Source organism: Brotomerdimonas butyrica (assembly GCF_025567305.1).
GTDB classification, from domain to species: Bacteria; Bacillota; Clostridia; order Peptostreptococcales; family Anaerovoracaceae; genus Lentihominibacter; species Lentihominibacter butyricus.
This window is the reverse complement of the sequence record NZ_JAOQJP010000009.1, coordinates 1-20885: the sequence shown is the minus strand read 5'-3', so window position 1 is coordinate 20885 and position 20885 is coordinate 1. Positions and strand designations below refer to the sequence as shown.

Below are 20885 nucleotides of genomic sequence, written 5' to 3'. Positions count from 1 at the left end.
GTTACCATCTCTTAAGCGAGTATCCTTTCTCATTTATTTCATGCATCACATCGATATCCTGGTTCTTCTTGAGAAGCACGCCTACGAACGGCATTTCCTTCTTCAGGTTATTGATGTCCACACCACTTATCATCAGCGCCTGTATCCAGTCAAGAAGCTCTGATGTGCTCGGCTTCTTCTGCAGGTCATCCATTCCTCTGAGCTCGTAGAATGCCTCGAGTGCCTTTTCGCTGAGCTTTCTGTCGATATCTCCGAAGTGCACATTTACGATCTCTTCCATCTTTTCCTTTGTAGGGAATTCGATGTAGTGGAAGATACATCTTCTGAGGAATGCGTCAGGCAGTTCCTTTTCTGCATTCGATGTGATGATAACAATAGGTCTGTACTTTGTCTTTACAGTTTCCTTGGTTTCATTTATGTAAAACTCCATCTTGTCGAGCTCCCAGAGGAGGTCGTTAGGGAATTCGAGGTCAGCCTTGTCGATCTCGTCGATCAGGAGCACGACCTGCTTGTCCGAAGTGAACGCTTCCCCGAGCTTTCCGAGCTTGATGTACTGGCTGATATCGCCTACGTTTCCTTCGCCGAACTGGCTGTCGTACAGTCTCTGCACTGTATCGTACACGTAGAGACCTTCCTGAGCCTTCGTAGTCGATTTGATACCCCAGATTATCAGCTCCATATCGAGAGCGTCCGCTATCGCCTCTGCCAGCATAGTCTTGCCTGTTCCCGGTTCTCCCTTGATGAGGAGCGGCTTTTCCAGCGCGATAGATACGTTTACTGCATTCATAAGTTCATTGGTAACGACATACTTGTCGCTTCCCTTAAAAACATTCATATTCATCTTTCCATTCATCTCCTTAAGCTAATCAAAACAGCCTCAGCTGTAATTGTCACAAATTTTATGATATATCAAAAAGCTCTATTTTTCAAGCTTTTTGTCGCCGTACTGCCTGTACTGCTCTTCTATGAAAGCCGCAAGTTTCTTTGTGCAGTTCTCCTGGTTTTCCACATATTTATGTGCAAAGGCCCGCACGCGGCTGAGGTCGCAGTCGTCGTTCGCCACGGCTCGCTCCAGCATCTGCGGATCGGGGGACATGAGTCCCGGCATCTCGGCTCTGTAGTCTATGTAAAAGTCCCGTTTCACTCCGTAGGTGTCATAGTCGAACGTATAGAAGAACATCGGCTTTCCTATTATCGCAGCCTCGAATATCACCGCCGAATAATCACATATCACGCAGTCTGCAGCGAAAAGCATCTCGAGCGTCGTGAAACGGTCATCGATGATGCAGTTTTCACCGTGTTCGAAGTCGATATCCGTAAGCGGATGCTTCTTTACCACGAATATGTATTCCGGTGCGGAAAAGGCTGCCGCGAGCTCGGCAGTCTCTGCAGATATGTCTCGTCCCACACGGAGCGTCGGCGCATATACGACTACCTTTTTGTCCCTGAAGTCAGGGTACTCGCTGTATATCCTGCGCAGCGCGTCCTCCTTGATCTCCCAGCTCGTCAGCTTGTCGACTCTCGGCAGCGACATCACCACCATGTGATCCATGTCATATCCGAAAGCCTCTGCAAAGTTCGGAGCACACGCGTGACTGCTCGTCAGCACATGAGTATAGTTCCGGTGCATCGCGAAGACGTCTGCGATATCCGCATCCCTGCCTTCGCCTTCACCGACTATGCTCAGCCCGAATTTTTTCAGTGATCCGAGCGCGTGCCACATCTGTATCACCACAAGAGATCTGCGCTGCCTGAGCGCGCTCACGCTTATGCAGTACGAGTCGAGCACAACGACCTTTGATGTCGCGATATATTTCATCTGCGTCAGTATGTGGAAGCAGTATCCTATCTTCGATCCTATCCCGCCGTCGATCCTGCGGCACAGGAACACCAGCTCGGTTCCCGGCATCTGCCGCCTCAGCTCACGCTCCAGAAGGAGCATATCCTCCGACTTTTCATTGCTCTGACGGCTTATGAACGTGATCCTTTCCTTTACAGGAAACAGCTTCATCACGCCGTATATCAAATTCAATATCCCCAGAAGGGCTTTAAAAACGATCTTCATGTTATCTTCCCAGTCTTCTCCTGAATTTATCTATATCTTCTCTCGTTATGTGTCGCTTCAGGCTTTCGGTCATCTTTCGCACGGTCTCGTTCCTGAGGTATCCGGCTCTGATCGCAAATCTGTTCACATCACATCCGGCCCTTGCCATGATGTCCTCCTCCGACATATCAGTTATCATCACGCCTTTTCGCAGCTTCATGAAATTGAGCGTTCTGTACAGCTTGTGCACCGCCCTGACCGTGTCGCTGCCGAAATCAAAGTCGGACATCACATCTTTTCTGAACAGCTTGTTCGAAAGGAACGTGTCATACATCGTCAGTCTGCTGTTTTTCGTCGCTCCGCTTTTCGTGTATCCGTAAGATGCGCTCAGGCACGGGATCTGTTCGTATTTTTCACCGTCATACCGCTTCATCAGCATCGATACGAAATCCAGACTGCTGTTCTTCATCAGCTTCATCACCATCTGCTTCAGCGAGTTTTTCGTGAACATGGCAAATTCATTGAAAACCAGCACGTATTCGCCCTTTGCCGATTTCATGGCTTCGTATCCGAAAGAGGATCCGTTTATGCTGTCGACGGTCCTGAGATTGGCCTTTCTCCTGTATATATTGTCTATCTTGCCATACGTTTCGACAGGCACCAGTACCTCGAACATCGGGAACAGCTGATTGTATATGCTCCCCAGTATCATATCCAGCTTCTTCGCGGAACCTCCTGCAGTCAGTATTATGGAAACCTTAGGCTTCGCAGCCATGACAGAAGGCTGCATGAATCCTTTTGCCAGATCTATATCCTCATGGCGCTTCAGCAGTCTGTCCCACTCTTTGTCTGAAACGTGCGCTTTATACATCTTTGTCCTGTACATCATCCTGTCTGTCAGGTCTTCCTGAGCACGCCATATGCCGCGGTAATATCCGTTTATCATTTCCCCCTCGATAAAGCGTATGTACAGGGGTTCGAGATATGCCCTCTTCTGAGCTGCAGTCTTCAGATATCTGTCCGCAAGCCGCTGTGCCTCCTGAAGTATCCTGTCATGCGACTCCAGCAGGCCGTCAAGATATCTGCTGCTTATGATCTGTGTTGCGGACGGTGACAGCCAGAACGGGCGCTTTATATAATTGTACGCGATCGTGTCGCAGCCGCTTATCTTCTTCGTGCGGTTGAGCGCACAGAAAGTAAAGACGCCGTCTTCTGCGTTCGACATCTTTTCTACTCTTATGCCTGTCCTTTTCAGGAAATCCAGCGAGAACATCTTGTTGCACAGCGACCACGCCCCGAAAAAGTGACGGTCGAGAGGACTTATCCTCTTCTGCTTTGCCAGCTTCTGCGAATGCATGTAGATGAGCGACTCTCCGAGGCTTTTTTCCTCCATCACACCTATCACCATGTCCGCACCGGATGCTTCGGCGGTGCCGTACATCTTTTCCAGGCTGTCCTCAGGGATGAGGTCGTCAGGATCATAAAACACCACGTATTCGCCGCGAGCCTTGTCCAGTCCCTTGTTGCGTGCCGAGGCAACGCCGCCGTTAGCCTTTACAAAACACCTGAACCTGTTGTCTTCACGACAGAACTCATCTATGATCGCCTGCGAGCCGTCAGTCGAGCCGTCATTGACTATCACTACTTCGAAGTCCTCAAACGACTGACGCTGCACTGACTCCAGCATGTCCCTTATATAATCTTCAACATTGTACACTGGTACGATAACAGAAACTTTACACATACTACCTCTTGAATCCTCATACATTCCAAAGCATTATCGTCTTGCCGCCTGCCTTGGCTATATCTTTCTGAAACGCGGTGTGCATGTCTTCGATACTCCTGACGTCCACCACGTCACCGACTATGTTTTTCATCAGCGCGACCATTTCCGGATGCTCCGTGAACATCTCTATCGTGCTGATGAAGTCCTGCCTGCCGGAACGGCTGCTGCCGAATACGCGCAGACCCTTTTCCAGTATCATCCTGGTATTGACCGGTACAGGGTTCTCCGAAACACCCAGGATGCCGATCGTCGCCTCCGGTCTGATATGATCGATGATCTGATCGATAGCCTTCGGCGCGCCTGTCCCCCCTACACATTCGAAAGCGTGATCTATCACGATGTCATCCGGGATCTCACGCACGTCGAAAGTCTCATCTGCAAATGAAAATCCCGTGAGCTTGTCGCGATTGACTCCCATTATATAGAGCTTCGCATCCGGATATCTGTATCTGAGGAACAGCGACGTGATATATCCCAGGTTGCCGTCTCCCCACACTGCGATGTGGTCCTTTCTCCCGTGTGAAAACCTGTCGAACCTGCCGACTGCATGGTTGCTCACCGAGATTATCTCCAGGAACGCCGCCACTTCGCGGTCGATATGATCCGGCAGTCTGACTACGCGGTCTCTGCCCATCGCCACGTTGTCCTGCATGAATCCGTCAAAGCCGCTCGCTCTGAATCTGCTGGAACGCAGGTAGTTCTCCGCGATGAACGGATCGCTCTCTACAGGTGTGTTCGGGATCATCACCACGGCCTCGCCCGGTACGAACTCACCTCTGCTGTCGTGCACCACCACTCCGATCCCTTCGTGTATCAGCGCCATCGGCAGCTTCTTCGCCAGCACTTCCGGTGCTCTCGTCCCCTGGTAATATCGCTGATCCGCGTTGCATATGGAAAGGTGCGTCGGTCTGACTATCACGCTGTCCGCTTTCGTGTCTATTTCATTGAATTCAACTTCTATTTTTCTGGGTTCCACCAGTCTGTAAATCGTATTGAGCATCTTACTCACCTTTCGTCTGGAGCAGGCTTTCCGCTACCGTCAGGTCGTACGGGTATGTTATCTTGATATTGGAATTCTCGCCCTTTACAAGATATACATCTTCTCCTCTGATCACAAATATCTTGGCTGCATCCGTCAGTATGTTTTTTTCCTCATCAGTCAGGTCCTCGTAAAGCGCACGCAGCTTCACAGCCTTGAAGCTCTGCGGCGTCTGGCCCTGATAGAGGACCGACCTGTCCGGTATATCTGATATGATGCTGCCGTTCCTGCTCTCTACTATCGTATCCGTTGCAGGTATCACCGTATCGCATGCACCATATCGCTGCGCAGCGTCTATGTTCGCTTTCAGTATCCTGTATGTCACGAACGGCCTTACGGCATCATGCGTCACGATGACCGTGTCGTCATCGAGATGACCGACGTCGTCTATGTACGCGATCGAGTTCATGATCGTTTCATTTCTCGTCGCGCCGCCCTCGATCACTTCGATGCGGTCCGTGTCCGATACGTGCTTCTTTATCAGATTTTTCGTGTACTCGATCCAGTCCTCCGGACAGAGTATCAGTATTTTTTCAAATTCGCTGCACATGCAGAATTTTTCTACTGTGTGCAGGATTATAGGCTTGCCGCCTATGTTTATATACTGCTTAGGTTTTTCCTTGTTCCCCATGCGGCTGCCTATGCCTCCCGCAAGGATTACTCCGTATATCATAAGTCCACCTTTCTCAGTGATATGATTCTTTGTTAACGTCCGACATGCGCAGAGCTCTCTGCCTCTGCGCATACATTATTATTTTACCATAAATGGCGCAAATAAAAAAGTGCACGCAGACATGCTTAAAAAGTATGCGCGAGTATATGTCAGTCTAAAAGGATGATACCGCCACGCTTTATCTTCTCTCTGTAAAGTATATCGAGTTCATTTATCATACTCTTGTGGTTCGGATATTTTATCCTGAATTCCTCGTCGAGTTCCTCTATCACTACATCTCCGCCGGGTATGTCTTTCATCCTCCTCATCACGGCGGTCATACTCCTGTAATGCCTCTGCGCCCTGGCATGCGCCAGCTTTTCACGCACGATCTTTTCGTAAAGCGCCAGCATCTCTTCTCTGTACCTGTTTTTGAGCACGGGTCTGAATTCATCCAGCACCTCTATACTGCCGTCTGCTGCGACGAATTCCATCAGTTTTTCGAACATCTCCTCCTCGCAGTAAAGCCTGCCGATACCCGGTTCGTCCTTCAGCTCGTCCAGGATCCCATCGCGCAGTTTTCTCCACAGTTCTCTGCTGTAGCATGATTTTAGTCTTCTGAAATCCTCCAGACTTCCGCGGTCATATACGAGCACGATAGCCTTGAGTTCTTCCTTCATGCCCCGGCGATTCCCCGACTCTTCATATATATCGACTATACGTCTGCTGTACGAAGCCACCTTGACGGGATCATCCGCCTCAAGCTCCATGCTCTCGCGCAGCACCTTTACAGCTTCCTCGTAACGTCCACCGTCAGTATACCTGTCCACCATGCAGTTTCTGACCGCCGGAAGCACCCGGAACTTTTCGGCCACCGGCATTATTTCCGCATCGCTCAGTTTCATCCTGCCGGCGATATGGAAAAACGCACGCAGCCATTCTGAAAGGCCCGGACATTTTCCCGGATCTTCGTCTGCTGCCGCACAGGAATCGACCTTACGGAGCGCAGTATCGAGCTTTACCTTCAGATACTCCTTTTTGTTAAAGGCCTTCAGCCAGAGTGATTTTATCTGGTCGTCCACATATTCTTTTTCCTCCAGCTCCACGATACCGCCGAGCCAGTCGAAAATATCTTTCGTCAGCTCATCATCACCGCTCTTGTCAATTATATGAAGGATCGTGTACTTGCACCTGTACATCAGCGACTCCGTGATGCTTCCCGCATCATCGATACTCAGCCTGCATATCTCTTCCATGATGAAACTCGTCATATCGAATGCGTCGCGATATCTGAGTTCCCCCAGAAGCTCACCGCGCACCACATCGTTCATATACGATTCGAGTTTTTCCCTGAGTCCTACGGACTTTTTGTATGATATGAAGCCTGTGTCGTCCTTGCATGAATCGCACAGTTTTATTATACGTTCTCTGTCTTCGTTGAGTCTTCTGCCTTTTGCAGCTTCCGCTGTGCCGCTGCATTTCACGATATCACTTCCTCTTCCATGATGTCTTATTAACGGTACGATCATACCAGCTGTGCGGTCTTCCTGCGCCGCACTTTCTTTAATTATATGTTATTTGAAAGTTGCAGTAAATAGCTGGCGGGAATCAAAAAATTCGATGATAAAATGGAATAAAAAAGAAAAACAGAAAAATATTGTAAAAACTTTGCGGCAATGATACAATGAAATCAGAGAAGCCTGAGACACGGTGGACGGAAGTTCCCTGGAAAGGGAGGTGATACTATGATTACATATGAAGCCCTGAGTGCATTCTGCACTGCCGGACTTTTGATAGTCGCAGTTATTGCCTTGTTTAAAGACAAGCATTAGTTTTTACAGGAAGTAAAAACTCCGTCCTCAACCCTATGATGTGACGGAGTATTTACTCTACACATTATGGGAGCAGCCGTTCATCGGCTTCTCTTTTCTATAAAAACTATACCGCTTCATCAGGTGTCTGTCAATACCTTTCAATCAGCTCCTGTGCGACTGACATGAATATAGTTATATTTATAAAATCACAGCTTGAAAACTATCTGGTTTGCATCATCTTCCTTCTCCCAGTCCGACTCCAGTATCAGGAACATATAGAAACATGCGAAGAACCGGTTCAGGATAAACAGGCTCTCGAAGCAATTGATCGCAAAAATGAACACCAGCATCAGGTACCAGTTGCCTTTTTCAAGATTTTTAGAACGCCTGATTCGCTGTATCAGAATTGCGATAAACAGCAGCAGTCCCAGCCAGCCTGCACCGGATATCATGCTTATATAGCCATTGTGCGGACCGAGTTCAGCTGCCATTTCATACCACCAGTATTCTCCACAATGGTTTGCCGCTACCATTTCCTTTCTTGCATCCTGCTCCAGTTTCAGATTTCCCATACCTACAAGAAGTGAATCTTTCTGCGTTATGTAACATTCTTTCCATATCGAATAACGCCCCGTGCTGACATTATCCAGTTTTCGTTCAAAACCTCTGTATGAGAGTGTCGCCTGGCTTTCATGATACCCTATCATCGCATATAATGGGACAAGTGTTAGAACCATAAGACATAGAGCTACTATCGTAAGTTTCTTGGCATCGATTCCAGAAAACACCTTTTTTATCACGAAAAATAAAACAACAGCTGCCATACCAACTTCTGCCGCCCTCGAACCGAAATATAAAAGCGCACAAATATTATAAATACCAAATGCTATAATAAGCTTTTTTGCAAACATATCTTTATGATACATTATAAATGCCAGCACTATCGAAAAGCCCGCCATTATCCCTGCAGTATTTACATTACTGAAAAATGCTGCATTTTCTGCCTTTTCATAATATGAAAATTCAATGATCACATGCTGCATGTTTGCTCCCAGATGCGGCATCAGCAGAAAAATCAATGCACACAAAGCCGTTGCTATCACTTCGAACCATATGAAAAATTTCACATAGAATCGGTTTCCTGTCCTCGAGTCCACTGTAAATCCACAGATACCTATAAGAAAAAACATTTCAAAACATATCGTACGTATCACACTGTAATCAAATCCGCATTGCCATAACGAAATCAGTCTTACGACGAAATACGCGATCACCAGTATATTACTTTTTATCCAGGGGCGCAGCCGTTCTCTCGGTGCTGATAACAGATAGCATGCAACTATCAGAAGTAGCAGTATTGCTATGATGTTCTGTATAGTCTCCATCCGTTCATCTATCCATAAATTGATCACGGTATTCGTACATATGAACAATACTGCCATCAGCGGCATCAGTATCCTGCTGCTCAGTAAATGCAGCCTGTTCAACCATGAACTCGTATAAACTGTTTCCATTAGATTTCTGCCTTTCTTACTTGTAAAACTTCTCCTGTCGTGATATGTCAAATATTTCAACCCAGTCTGCTATGTCTGGATTTTATCACAAACCATAACAGGAAAAAAGGGCATCTTCACACAAACGAAGATACCCGCTTATTTACTTCTCTGATTTTATTCAAAAAACTTTTTTATCACATCGACTACCATATCAATATCCTCATCTGTCAGATATGGATGCATCGGCAGTGAAAGCACTGTATCACACAGTTTCAGTGTGTTCGGAAACTCTGCATCATCATATGCCTGTCCTGCAAAAGCTTCCTGTCTGTGCATAGGCTTCGGATAATATACCATGCTAGGGATGCCTTCAGCTTTCAGCGCCGCCTGCAGATCGTCTCTGGTTTTCCTGTCACTGAGCTGTATCGTGTACTGCGCCCAGCTGGAGTAAAAACCTGCAGGTATCACAGGAGTCTTCACCTTTTCTCCAAGCGCCGAGAGTTTTTCCGTATACCTGTCAGCAGCCTTGTTTATATCGACCAGCTCATAATCGTCGAATGCCCTGAGCTTTACATCAAGAACTGCTGCCTGGATCGTATCAAGTCTCGAATTCAGTCCGATCCTGACATTATCATATTTCATCTCGCCTTTGCCATGTACTCTGATAGATTCAAGGAGCGCTGCGATTTCGTCATCATCAGTGAAGACCGCTCCTCCGTCCCCGTAGCAACCAAGCGGCTTTGCAGGGAAGAATGAAGTCGTGCTTATGTCTCCGAAGCTGCACGCAACCTTGCCTTCGATGTTTCCACCAAAGCCCTGAGCGCCGTCCTCCAGCACTTTGAGTCCGTATTTGTCTGCCACAGCTCTTACTGCTGCAAAATCTGCGGGGAGTCCGAAAAGATCGACAGCCACTACAGCCTGCGGTTTCAGTATGCCTTCATCCAACGTCTTTTTTACCGCCTTTTCCAGCGACTCTGCTGAAATGTTGAACGTATCCATATCGACATCCACGAACACCGGCGTAGCGCCTGCATGCGAAACTATCTCGCCCGATGAAAAGAACGTGAAATCCGGTACGAATACCGCATCGCCTTCTTTGAATCCCCAGGCCATCATCGCCATCGTAAGTGCATCTGTCCCGTTGCCGCACGTTATACAGTGCCTGACTCCAACGTATTCTGCCAGCTTTTTTTCCAGATCCTTGACCTGCTGACCATTGATAAAGTTGCAGTTGGTTGCGACCTCTATCATCGCCGCATCGATATCCTTTTTCAACACCTGATATTGCTGTTTTAAATCTCTGAATTGCATATTACGAAATTTCCTCCTTATAATAAATTCCTATTTATATTCAGTATCAGTATAGACTCTTGTCATCATTTTATTGCATTCATCCCATTGATCTGCCCTGATCCAGAACTCATACGGCTCCATCTGCATCAGGCTGTTTGAATATCCTTTATACTGACTTGTATACAATGTCGCCATTTCATGTTTTTTCATCAAAGTGCTGCTGCTCACATTTCCCTTGAAATTCTGAGGGATCTCATTTTTTTCAAAAAACTTTTCAAAATAGAACAACCTGTCTTCTTTTCCATCTTCACTGCAGATCTTAGTCACTAATCGGTCTGTTATCTTATGGTGTATATGACCATACTCACCATCCGGATTATGTGTAGCTATGATATCCCAGTCTTTATACTCAAGGACCGTCTGCAGATCGGCATAAATATCATCCTGACACTCCTGCCATTTGCTTTTCACGCCATTCTTTACATCCGGATATTCAAGTATCATACCTTTATCACCACTGTATTCTGCAGCGTTCATAAACTCTTTCTTTCTGACAGTATTATCCCCATTAGTTATGCAAACTACAAGATAATCGTCTTCCAGAAGGTGTGAGCCACCCCAGAAATTTTCATCATCCGGATGCGCTACTATCATCACATTGTTTATTCCCTCAAGATCTAATGTCTTCAATCTCTCGTCGATGCTGGCAGCCTTTTTCTTTGTCGATTTCTTTTTTGAATTTGTGACTGTATCGACATCGATATCAGTTTCTCTTATATCTGGCTGTTCCCCTGCTGTCATATTATCACTCGGGCTTTCAGTACCTGCAAGCTGAATCATGAGGCTGTCGGGTATGAGTGACGGACCTCCCAGTACATACTCCATCTCCACATCGTTCTTTTTAAGATAGTTTTTTATGGATGTCATATCTCCTGTGCCCGCAAGCAGTACCGGCGCAGAAGATCTCATCGCAAGAGGCCCTCCTGACAAACCATCAGGAAAATCAGTACCGCATACCAGTACTGCAGATGATGGTGCTTCGAAGAAACGTTCCGCTATTTTCACAGAAGTATCATATCTGTCTTTTCCATACAGCCTTTCTGCCGACCCTCCTGCCAGAGTTTCATATTCCTTTTTTACCGCATTCGAAACTATACTGTTTCCTCCAATTATATATGCATCTCTGTCTTTCAGAGATGAAATATACTCTTTCTGACTCTCTGTGAGCTTATTGCCTGCCAGCATCACAGGATTCCCGGTAGCTGAAGCTGATAATGAATCTGCAAAACCCGTGCCGGTGCATATCATCACCGGCAGCTTTTTATCCCCAAGCAGCCTGTCGCCTTCTTTCAGGATCTTGAGATTTGTTTCATACCGATCTGCTCCCGCAAGACGCTTGACCCTGTAATTCGCCGACAGTGCTTTTTCAAGGTTTTTCGAAACCGCTCCGGTCCCTCCCAGTATATATATCACTCCATCTATCTTAACGTCGGAATATATCTGAGCCACCAGGTCATCTTCAGTTTTTTTATCTACCAGCAATATAGGCGCATCCGCCGCGCCTGCAAGGTAACTTCCTGACAAGGCATCGGGATAATTGCTTCCATCCGCTATTATTGCTGCTGACGCCTGCTTTTTTCCTTTCAGAGATATAAATTCCGCAGCTGCTTTATATGAAGTATTATATCTGTTTTTGCCATATATCCTCTTATAATTTACATTCCAGCCGGCATACAGATCCAGGGTCTTCTCTTTAAAAGTCTCGCCTTCCACATCCTGCAGCTTTACGTCTTCGACATGACATTCTGCTAACGATATCACACGTGTATCCATATCCCATTCTATATCTTTGTTTTTATCGGCATACCATCCCGAAAATCCGGACCCGTCATATGGTTTTGGATTCCTGAGCGTCTCGTAGTAAGCCGCACCTTTGGTATCAGTCACATAACTTTTCACGGTCTCGCCTTCAGGCACAGCCCCAAGATAGTACCACTCCTGAGAATATTTCCATTTGCCCTTGCTCCCCGGCAGTTCAAGAATACCATTTTCGCCCAGATACAACCATACTGATACATATTCTCTGAGCTGTCCTTCGCTGAATCCCGCATCTCGCATCTGATCAACAGACACTATGTTATCAAAGAACAAAACTTCAGCATCCGTCATCACAGTTTCAGATGATGCTCCCACCGAGTTCAATTCACCTTTTTTTATATCGAGTTTCTTTACATTGGAATTACCCAGCTCCAGCCTGCCTACAGTTCCACCTTTCATAACAAACTCAGACGCCCCCACACGCTGACCTTTTCCGCCAAGATCGATAACATCGACGCTGCCGCCGGTCATCTCTATATATCCTCCGACATACTCATGGCTGCGACCACCTGCATACACTATTGTATCAAAAGCGACCACGGCCGAATGTGCTGTGCCATCCGCTGAGTTCCATGAGATCTTACTGCTATCTTCGTCATTATATGAAATGCTTATCCTGCTTCCGTTTGCATAGAACTGATTCACTGCGCTGTCATATTCAGGCTCCTCTGACACAGCAGTCACTGAAGTATCTGCCTCGACGGAACTGTCCGCCGAAGATCCTGATCCGTCGATCGGCTCCGCTGCAAATGCTGCACTGCCTGAAAGCAAAAGCATTATGAGTATCAAAGGTACTATTTTTTTTATAAAGCTTCTATCCATATCAGTTTATCACCTTATTCACTACATCATCATTTATCAGAGTCACTCCGCCCAGTACTGCCGCTTTCTCCAAGCCTGCATCTGTTCCGTAAAATCCGGCATAGCTAAAGCTGCTGTTATCTGTCAGCACGACAGGCGCCTGCAGTGACATTGCCAGCGTTCCTCCGGCAAGACCGTCAGGAAAATTCTGAGCATATGCGAGCACCGCACTGCTGCTCCAGTCCCCGTAAAAAGCTCTCGCTACAGCTGTCGAAGTCGTATACCGGTTCTTTCCCGCCAGCCTTACAGTGTCCCCCTGTAGTTTGCACGTTCTTTCCACACTGCTGCTTACGGCACCTGTGCCGCCAATCATATAAAATCTGTCAGTGGCTATATCAGAGATATAAGACTTCTGTGCAGCTGTCATCGTATCAGCGGCAAGAAGTATCGGGAGCCCTGTAGAAGACACTGACAGGCTGTCCGCAAAGCTCTGTCCCGAACATACCAGCAGCGTTTCACCGGTCACGTCCGCTTCCTTTAGTACTGCCATATTCGTACCATACCTGTCCTTTCCTGCAAGACGTTTCACCACAGCATGCGCCTTGAGACTTTTTTCTATATCTCGTGAGATAACACCTTCTCCGCCCAGCAGGTATACCGTCCCACCGTTTTTAAGATTCTTTTCTACATAGCGTTCTATCTTTTCTTTGCAGCTATCATCTATAAGCAGTATAGGTGCATTCTTTTCTGCTGCCAGACAGCTGCCTGAAAGCGCATCCGGATAATCGCTGCCACATGCGATTATGATATTTTCGAACTGCTTCACGTCCATGCTCTTCTTCAATGCATCGGCAGCCAGGATCGCAGTGTCGTACCTGTCAGCGCCGGCATATCTAACCGATGCATTGCTGCCGAACACCCTGCCGATATTTTCGCTCGCATCATTTGCCGATTTATCACTGTAAATCAGCTTTTCTGTCTTGAACACCCATTTATGTTCAGCTTTTCCATTGAAACTGCCCAGCGATATGACGCTTCCAGCCTTTACAGACCCCGGTACGGCAAATGCACCGGTCTTTGACTTCAACAGATAGCCGCCATTCACATCCTCTGCGATACGCCAGAGCTGCACGTCACTTCCATTCCAGTCTGATGTCTTGAGACGTGTTCCAGACGAGCCGGAGCCGTTCACTGCACTGAGTACTTTGCCTGAAGACATGTCAACTATCCTGCAGTATCCGTCCTTCTGCTTCTCTATCCTGTATTTCTGCTCGATGAAGTTTTCATATCCAGCCAGTTCTACATTACCGTTATTTTCTATCGCCGCATTCGATGTATTGCTTTTATTTCTCAGGGAATATACTCCGTCTTCGATCACGGTCAGTTCAGCTGGTTTCAGCTCCCATTTCTGCCCTTCTCCAAAAGCCATGATCTCCATGCTGACTGCGCCGCTCTTATCCGATAACGTAACCGTCGTCCCCAGCTTTGATTTGAGATAGTAATGTCCATCCCCGGTCTCTACGAATTTCCACAGCTGCGCATTTGAACCGTTGTCCCTGTACTGCTGCAGCGATGCACCCGCATCTTTTGAACCGCTCGCCACATCGAAGACTTTACCCGAATGTTCTGCTGTTATACGATAATATCCGTTATCGACATATTTCACTGAATACTGCTGCGAGATCCAGTTGCTGTATTTCCCGGTCTGTACCGCGACCCTGTCTGCTACACCACCGTCTTTTACCTCCAGCACCGCATCATTGTCTGCTGCAGAAACTATATTGTATATACCATCATCGATATTTGCCGATCCGGTGAGTTCCAGTTTCCACTTGAGTGTATCATCATCAAAAAACTCCGAAGTTGTCAGGACGCTGCTTCCCGCAGCGTCCTGCTTGAGATACGTCCCCAGCTTCGATTTTATATAGTAGTAGCCATCGCCTGCATCCGTGAATTCCCAGATCTGAGCTCTTGCCTGATGCCATTCGTACTGCTGCATCTCTGCTCCCGGCTCGTTATTGCTGTTTCTGACATCAAGCGCTTTGCCGGAATGCTCTGCAAGAAGCTTGTATCGCTTCTCACCGACAGATATCACCTCAAACTTCTGGTTTGAAGCAGCATCGCCGGAAAGCACATCGAGCTGTGCAGACTCATTGTTATTTACCGATGCATCCTTTATGCTTATGACTCTTTCAGGATCTGCCTTGCTGCTTATCGTATATGTGCCTTCATCGATCGCCGCATTATTGTTCCTGCCGTGGTCATCCGGATATCCTATCAGATAGTTCATGTCCACATGCCCGTTTATCCCCGGGACGCTTCCTGACGATGAATACTGCCACATCGCATACTCTTTCTGATACTGGCATGTCGTGTAGTACTGCGCCACCCACTTGTACCAGTTGTCAAACACCGGCGAAGTCAGATAATTGTTCCACCAGTTGAGGTTCGCATATACTCCTACGGGATATCCTGCTGCAGATATCTTGCTGCAGAATGCCGATGCTATGGCACCGAAATTCGCCCTGTACGGCAGGGTGCTCTTGTCCTCCATATCAAAATACACCGGATAGGAAAGATCGTGCCCTTTTATCAGTCTCAGCACATGATCGGCTTCGTCAGCAGCACTCGCTGTATCTGTCGCATATGAATATATGTAAACACCGTACGGTATATCGAGTCTTTCGCATTCCGTGACGTTCCTGAGAAATTTAGCATCGTCCTGGTCTGTCTGATTCTCGCCGTATCCGCACCTTATTATAGCGAACTCTATTCCGCTCGCCTTGACCTTCGCCCAGTCTATATCCCACTGCCATTCACTGACGTCGATCCCTTTTCTCGTGATATCGGGCATCTGCGCAGAACTCCGCCGTTTTATCGCACCACCGTTTCCGCTGTCTCTGCTGTCTATATCTGCCGGATCGATCGGCTCGCCGTCTTTGAATCTCCAGCTGTTCGCCAGCCTGCTTTCCCCAGCCGCTGACTGCTCATCGCTGCTTTTATCCACCGCATATACTTCTGTACCCGCCAGCAGCATACATACTGCTGCCAGCAGCAGTACAACATTCCTCACTTTTCGTACTGATGATCTCATGCTAATATCTCCATATATATTGCAACAACTTATTCACTCTGTTCCGGCTCTTCTCTTCTAAAAATATATTATATCAGCTGAGGATTGAATACACAAACAAAAAGAGCAGGCAGTGCACGTTCGCAAACGTCCAGAGGCAACCATTACCATCATATAGACCTTGAAAAGTATTGACAGACACCCACTATAAGGCAAAAAAGAAAACGGCACGTAGCTGCCGTCTTCTCTGTTTCATATTTATTTGATTATGTTTTTCACTATGCCATCAGATATCAGCGTCGGACCACCTAGAACAACAGCTTTCTTGATACCTGCGTTCTTTGCATAAGCCACCGCATCGCTGTATCCGCTGTTGTCTGTCAGTATCAGCGGAGCTTTTATGGAAAGCGCCAGCGGTCCGCCTGCAAGGCCGTCAGGGAAATTCATGGCATATGCCAGTACTGTACTGTCACTGCCTTTAGGGAAGAACTCCTCCGCTACCGCCACCGACGTCAGGTATCTGTTCTGTCCGGCTACACGCTCACACTTATCGTCCTGATCATACTTCTTCAGCTGCGTTCCGGTCTTATCGCTTACTACGCCTGTTCCGCCTATCAGATAGATATCCTTTATCTTCAGGCTGCCTAAGTATTTCTTCTGAGTGTCATCCACACCGCTGCCTGCTACGAGCAGTATCGGTTTGCCGACTGCTGACGCCGACAGACTGTCTGCAAAGCCCTCGCCTGTGCACACGAGCAGATCTTCCTTATCCACGCCTGCAGCTTTTAGTATCGCTATATTGGTCTCATATCTCGTCTGACCGCCGAGTCGTTCTACCTTTAAATCTCCCAGACTCTTTTCGAACCTCGAAGTCACCACACCGGTGCCGCCCAGCAGATATACAGTGCCGCTTTTCTTCAGGTTCTTGTTTATGTACTGCTTGACATCAGCTTCGGTATTCGCATCCTTGCCGACCAGCATCACAGGAGCGTTTTTCACCTTTGCAAGGTAGCTGCCTGCCAGCGCGTCCGGATAGTCAGCACCGCTTGCTACGATGATGTTCTCGAATTTGTCGGCTGCGAGGCTCTTCTTCAAAGCATCGGCTGCGGCAGTCGAAGTAGCGTAACGATTGTCGCCGGCGATCCTGATCATGCTTTCGCTGCCGAAAATATCACCCTTTACAGTCTTGAATTTGCCGACGATAGTGCGGTCTTTTTCAGCCAGGAATCCGTAGTCACTTTCTTCACTGATGAGTTTTCCGTTTTCATACCAGCCGGTGAATACTGACGTATCGGATGTTACCGCCTTCAGTACAACACTGTCTCCCGATGTATACGAGCCTCCTCCGAATACTGCGCCATCTCCTTCTGCCTGAGCATCTATATCGATGCTTTCAAGATTATCTTCCGTGAGCTGCTCAGTCTGCGGGATCGTCATATCTCCGTTTTTGATCAGCTCGAATTCTTCTGTCAGCGGTTCCGAAACGGCTTCAAGTGAACATTCGAATTCATCATTTTCCTTTATCTTCACATCTGTATAGTTCGTCTTGCGGACGAGTTCTTCGTTTTCATATTCAGAGATCGCATAATTCATCTTGCCGTCTTCTCTTGCGACCACCTTTACGGTATAATCGCCGTCGCCCGGTACGAGCACCTGTTTCTGCCCGTTTTCATCCACATAAGCTTCCAACGCCATATCCGGATTCTCCTCCTGGAATTTTTCGAAATCCTCATCCTTTATTTCTGCCACCAGACTGCCGTCACTCTTATCATATACGTATACATCCACAGGGCATTTCACAGATATTAGCTTCGTTCCCAGATTGTTGTATACTTTTCCCTGCTGCAGCCATGCCATATATGCTTCCGGCCAGTGCTGTCTGAAAAGTTTGCTGTTCCTTCCCTTGCTCAGGTCCTTTACATTTGTTATACCAAGTATGACAGTACCGATCGTAGCAAGAACAGATGTATTAACGCTTTTCATATTTACACATAGCAGACTATTCAGTAAACCTGCAGTATCCGCATCCTTTCCAGTGTCTCCCATAGTTGAACCGAGGAGTGTGGACACATTGCCCTGAAAATTCTTTGCATATGAAGATTCCGTATATCCTACTGCACCATTAAGAGAATCCAGAAGCTTTTCCTTAAAAAGCAGATGGTTCCAGTAAACACCATAGCTCTGCCCTGTAAGCTCATTAAAGCTCTGGTCAGCCTGCTTCTTCAGTGTGGCATAACCTTTGTTCATCTTACTCGGAAGATAATAGTTATCTCCATATCTGCCGAATCCCCATGATTTCATAGGGACATCCGGTATCATATCAAAGCTGTTGACTGTGTTGAATATACCTAGTTGTGATCTGGAAAGCTTCTTCGTAGTCAGAGGGGCTGCGAATGTGTAGCAGTACATATTCTCCGCTTTCACCGCCGACCTGTTCACAAGCATCCTCCCTGTGAGATTCGCAACTGCACCGCCCCTGCTGAAGCCTGTGATCCATATCTTTGCATCACTGCTGATCCCGTTGTCTCTCATATACGCTTTCACGCTGTCTGATATTTCCGCTGCCGCACCTGAAAATCCCTTATGGAGTTTACTGTCACTGCCACCGCTGACCTGTCCGTTGCTGTACCATTCGCCACCATAGTTCGCACTTCTCACTGCCACGGCAACGATCGTAGTATAACTGCCATCTATCGAGACTTTTTTATGTGCGATGGCGTAAGCAGCCTTATCAGAGGTATCCGTAAGCGATTTATTCTGGTTGTATGGCTTGTATCCTTCGTCGAATTTCAATGTGTTTTTCAGAAAACTTTTTGTATTGCTGTCGTCCCACACATATTTGCTTCCGCTCTTTTTCTGCTTCATCGTGGTCATTGTAAGTCCCAGAGAAACCTTGCTTAAGTCCATATCATATTTTTGGTTTCCTGCTGTAAAGAATCCGTCTCTGTATTTAACGGACAAAGACCTGTCAGTCTTATCATATGAAGATATGTATGGTACGCTGACTGTTCCGTCGACCTGATTACTGTCCGGATCGTCCGGTGTCACCACACCACCGCCCTCTTCGTTCACAGTTCCGTCACTGCATACTGTTCCTGCATAGCTATATAGATCAGATGATGAAAGGTCAAGATGCAAAGCGGGACGCACGGCATAAACATCACAGTTGACACTGCTGCCGCCACCACTGACGACGTGGCCGTCATTACTGACGTCGGCGGCAATATCAGTATCATAGCCAGGCGAACGCAGCCACCAAAAGCAGTTCCCTGCGTATGTACTACTGTCTATAATACTACTGTACACACCCATTGCCTTCGCAAAGGTGCTGCTTTTACATCTGCGACCTTCATCACACTTTGAATCACTTTTTGTAAAACCATACGAAAAGGCTGTATTAGAATTATAGACTTCATTTTCCGATAAAAGGAATACCTTATCACTTGTATCATTGCCGCCTGCTGTACCATAACTTATATTGTTATCGTTTGCTACTTCTGTCGTTTTTATCGCACTGCGTTCACTTGATGTGAATGCAGTGTTTATGAAATTGAATTTAGTATAGTCTCTGCCATAGCTGTTAGAAGAGCTGTCATACCCATTGAGCCAGCTCCTAATTGTGCATGTTTCCCATGTGATAGATGTATTTGAATTGTTATAGCACTGGTCATCAAGAGCTTTGTCTGCCAGCAGGAACGCATCTGTCCCATTGACGTTCAGCACTCGCCATTTGATCGGTTCGTATCTGAAATATCGAACAGTATCATCGCCCCACTTATAATAGTTGCTGTCACCGTAAGTCGCATATGTCGCATCGCCCTTCTTTATCCTGCGGTACTTTGTGCTCCCAACTTTAGCATCACCGTTGCCGTCATAACTCGCATTCACTATGCTGTTCCAGATATTTTCACTTACCTTTGAATACTCTACACCGAAGTTAGTGTTCATTGTCTCAAGGTTTGCTATCGCATCACTGTCAGTTTCGCACACCACCTCTGACTGAGGATAACTGCCGAACCATACGCAGTCCCAGGTCACCTTCTGCCCGGCATACATTGATGAATCCTCAACGATTCTCGGATTTTTCAATGTGGTCGCCGCCTCGGCCTTATCCGCCATGAGCCCTGCCGGCAACAGCCAGACTGTCATGGTCATCAGCAGAGCGGCGATTATCGTTCTGTTAAATTTCCTTTTCCTTATCCACTCCATCTTCTCGTTCCTTTCTCTGTGATATAACGTTATCTCTACATTTTTCTATATCCCGTCGCTATATTTAGACATCTTATTATATCACAATCGAACTCTCCGTTCACATATAAGTAACAATCAGTTCGTAAAATGTAACAAAAAGAGCAGGCTGCATCTTTGCAATATCCACCTGATTTTTGCTCAGCAGATCTATTATTTTCATCGTATGTATGCAAAGGTCTGAAGAAAAATATTACCACAAACCATATGCTCTATCAAACCATCATATAGACCTTGAAAAGTATTGACAGACACCTGCCAGGGATGTATAGTTTTATTAGAAAAGAGAAGCCGATGAACGGCTGCTCCCATAATGATTTGAAGTAATTACTCCGTCACATTATAGAGGTTGGGACGGAGTTTTTACTTCCTGTAAAAACTAATGCTTGTCTTTCAACAAGGCGATAACTGCGACTATCAAAAGTCCGGCGGTGCAGAATGCACTCAGGGCTTCATATGTAATCATAGTATCACCTCCCTTTCCAGGGAGCTTCCGTCCACCGTGTCTCAGGCTTCTCTGTTTTCATTGTATCATTCTTGCGATTATTTTACAATATTTTTCTCATTTTCTTTTTTATTCCAACTATATTTCTCTCCTGCATACCCTGCATACCTTTCTAATAACCATCCGCCGCCATTGATCTTAAAAAAGAAAACGGCACGTAACCAATGTCATTAAGTTAAGCGACATTGGACCGGGCGTTTCTTAAAACAACAAGACAGAGTATATCTCAAAAAGGTATGCTCTGTTGTTTTTTTTT

General features: G+C 46.7%; 11 protein-coding genes. All 11 read right to left on the bottom strand.

The annotated features are described in order from the left end of the window. Position 1 precedes the first annotated feature (1 nt). Entirely contained in the window at positions 2-835 is an 834-nt protein-coding gene (locus tag OCV59_RS07355) for an AAA family ATPase (RefSeq protein WP_147593952.1), read from the bottom strand. A gap of 84 nt (positions 836-919) precedes the next feature. Next, positions 920-2065, bottom strand: coding sequence for a CDP-glycerol glycerophosphotransferase family protein (locus OCV59_RS07350; protein ID WP_147593846.1), 1146 nt, complete (start codon positions 2063-2065; stop codon positions 920-922). Position 2066: 1 nt separating this feature from the next. Then, a complete protein-coding gene (locus OCV59_RS07345) occupies positions 2067-3788 on the bottom strand; it encodes a glycosyltransferase family 2 protein (protein WP_262584208.1) in 1722 nt (573 codons plus the stop codon). 16 nt (positions 3789-3804) lie between these two features. After that, on the bottom strand, positions 3805-4830 hold the full coding sequence (locus OCV59_RS07340) for a zinc-binding dehydrogenase (RefSeq protein ID WP_147593844.1): 1026 nt from the start codon (positions 4828-4830) through the stop codon (positions 3805-3807). Between the two features lies 1 nt (position 4831). After that, the gene (locus OCV59_RS07335) at positions 4832-5542 is read right to left on the bottom strand and encodes an IspD/TarI family cytidylyltransferase (protein ID WP_147593843.1); all 711 of its coding nucleotides are present in this window, start codon (positions 5540-5542) and stop codon (positions 4832-4834) included. Between the two features lie 149 nt (positions 5543-5691). Then, a complete protein-coding gene (locus OCV59_RS07330; protein ID WP_147593842.1) occupies positions 5692-7050 on the bottom strand; it encodes a hypothetical protein in 1359 nt (452 codons plus the stop codon). A gap of 491 nt (positions 7051-7541) precedes the next feature. Next, on the bottom strand, positions 7542-8849 hold the full coding sequence (locus tag OCV59_RS07325) for an O-antigen ligase family protein (protein WP_147593841.1): 1308 nt from the start codon (positions 8847-8849) through the stop codon (positions 7542-7544). 156 nt (positions 8850-9005) lie between these two features. Further along, positions 9006-10142 (bottom strand): DegT/DnrJ/EryC1/StrS family aminotransferase, encoded by a 1137-nt coding sequence (locus OCV59_RS07320; RefSeq protein WP_147593840.1) that lies wholly within the window; start codon positions 10140-10142, stop codon positions 9006-9008. Between the two features lie 30 nt (positions 10143-10172). Beyond that, positions 10173-12824 (bottom strand): cell wall-binding repeat-containing protein, encoded by a 2652-nt coding sequence (locus OCV59_RS07315; protein WP_147593839.1) that lies wholly within the window; start codon positions 12822-12824, stop codon positions 10173-10175. Position 12825: 1 nt separating this feature from the next. Beyond that, positions 12826-15897: an RICIN domain-containing protein gene (locus tag OCV59_RS07310; protein ID WP_147593838.1), complete on the bottom strand. Its 3072-nt coding sequence runs from the start codon at positions 15895-15897 to the stop codon at positions 12826-12828. A gap of 237 nt (positions 15898-16134) precedes the next feature. Further along, positions 16135-20085 carry a cell wall-binding repeat-containing protein gene (locus OCV59_RS07305; RefSeq protein WP_147593837.1) on the bottom strand — a complete coding sequence of 1317 codons (3951 nt, stop codon included), beginning with the start codon at positions 20083-20085 and terminating at the stop codon, positions 16135-16137. Between the last annotated feature and the right edge of the window lie 800 nt (positions 20086-20885).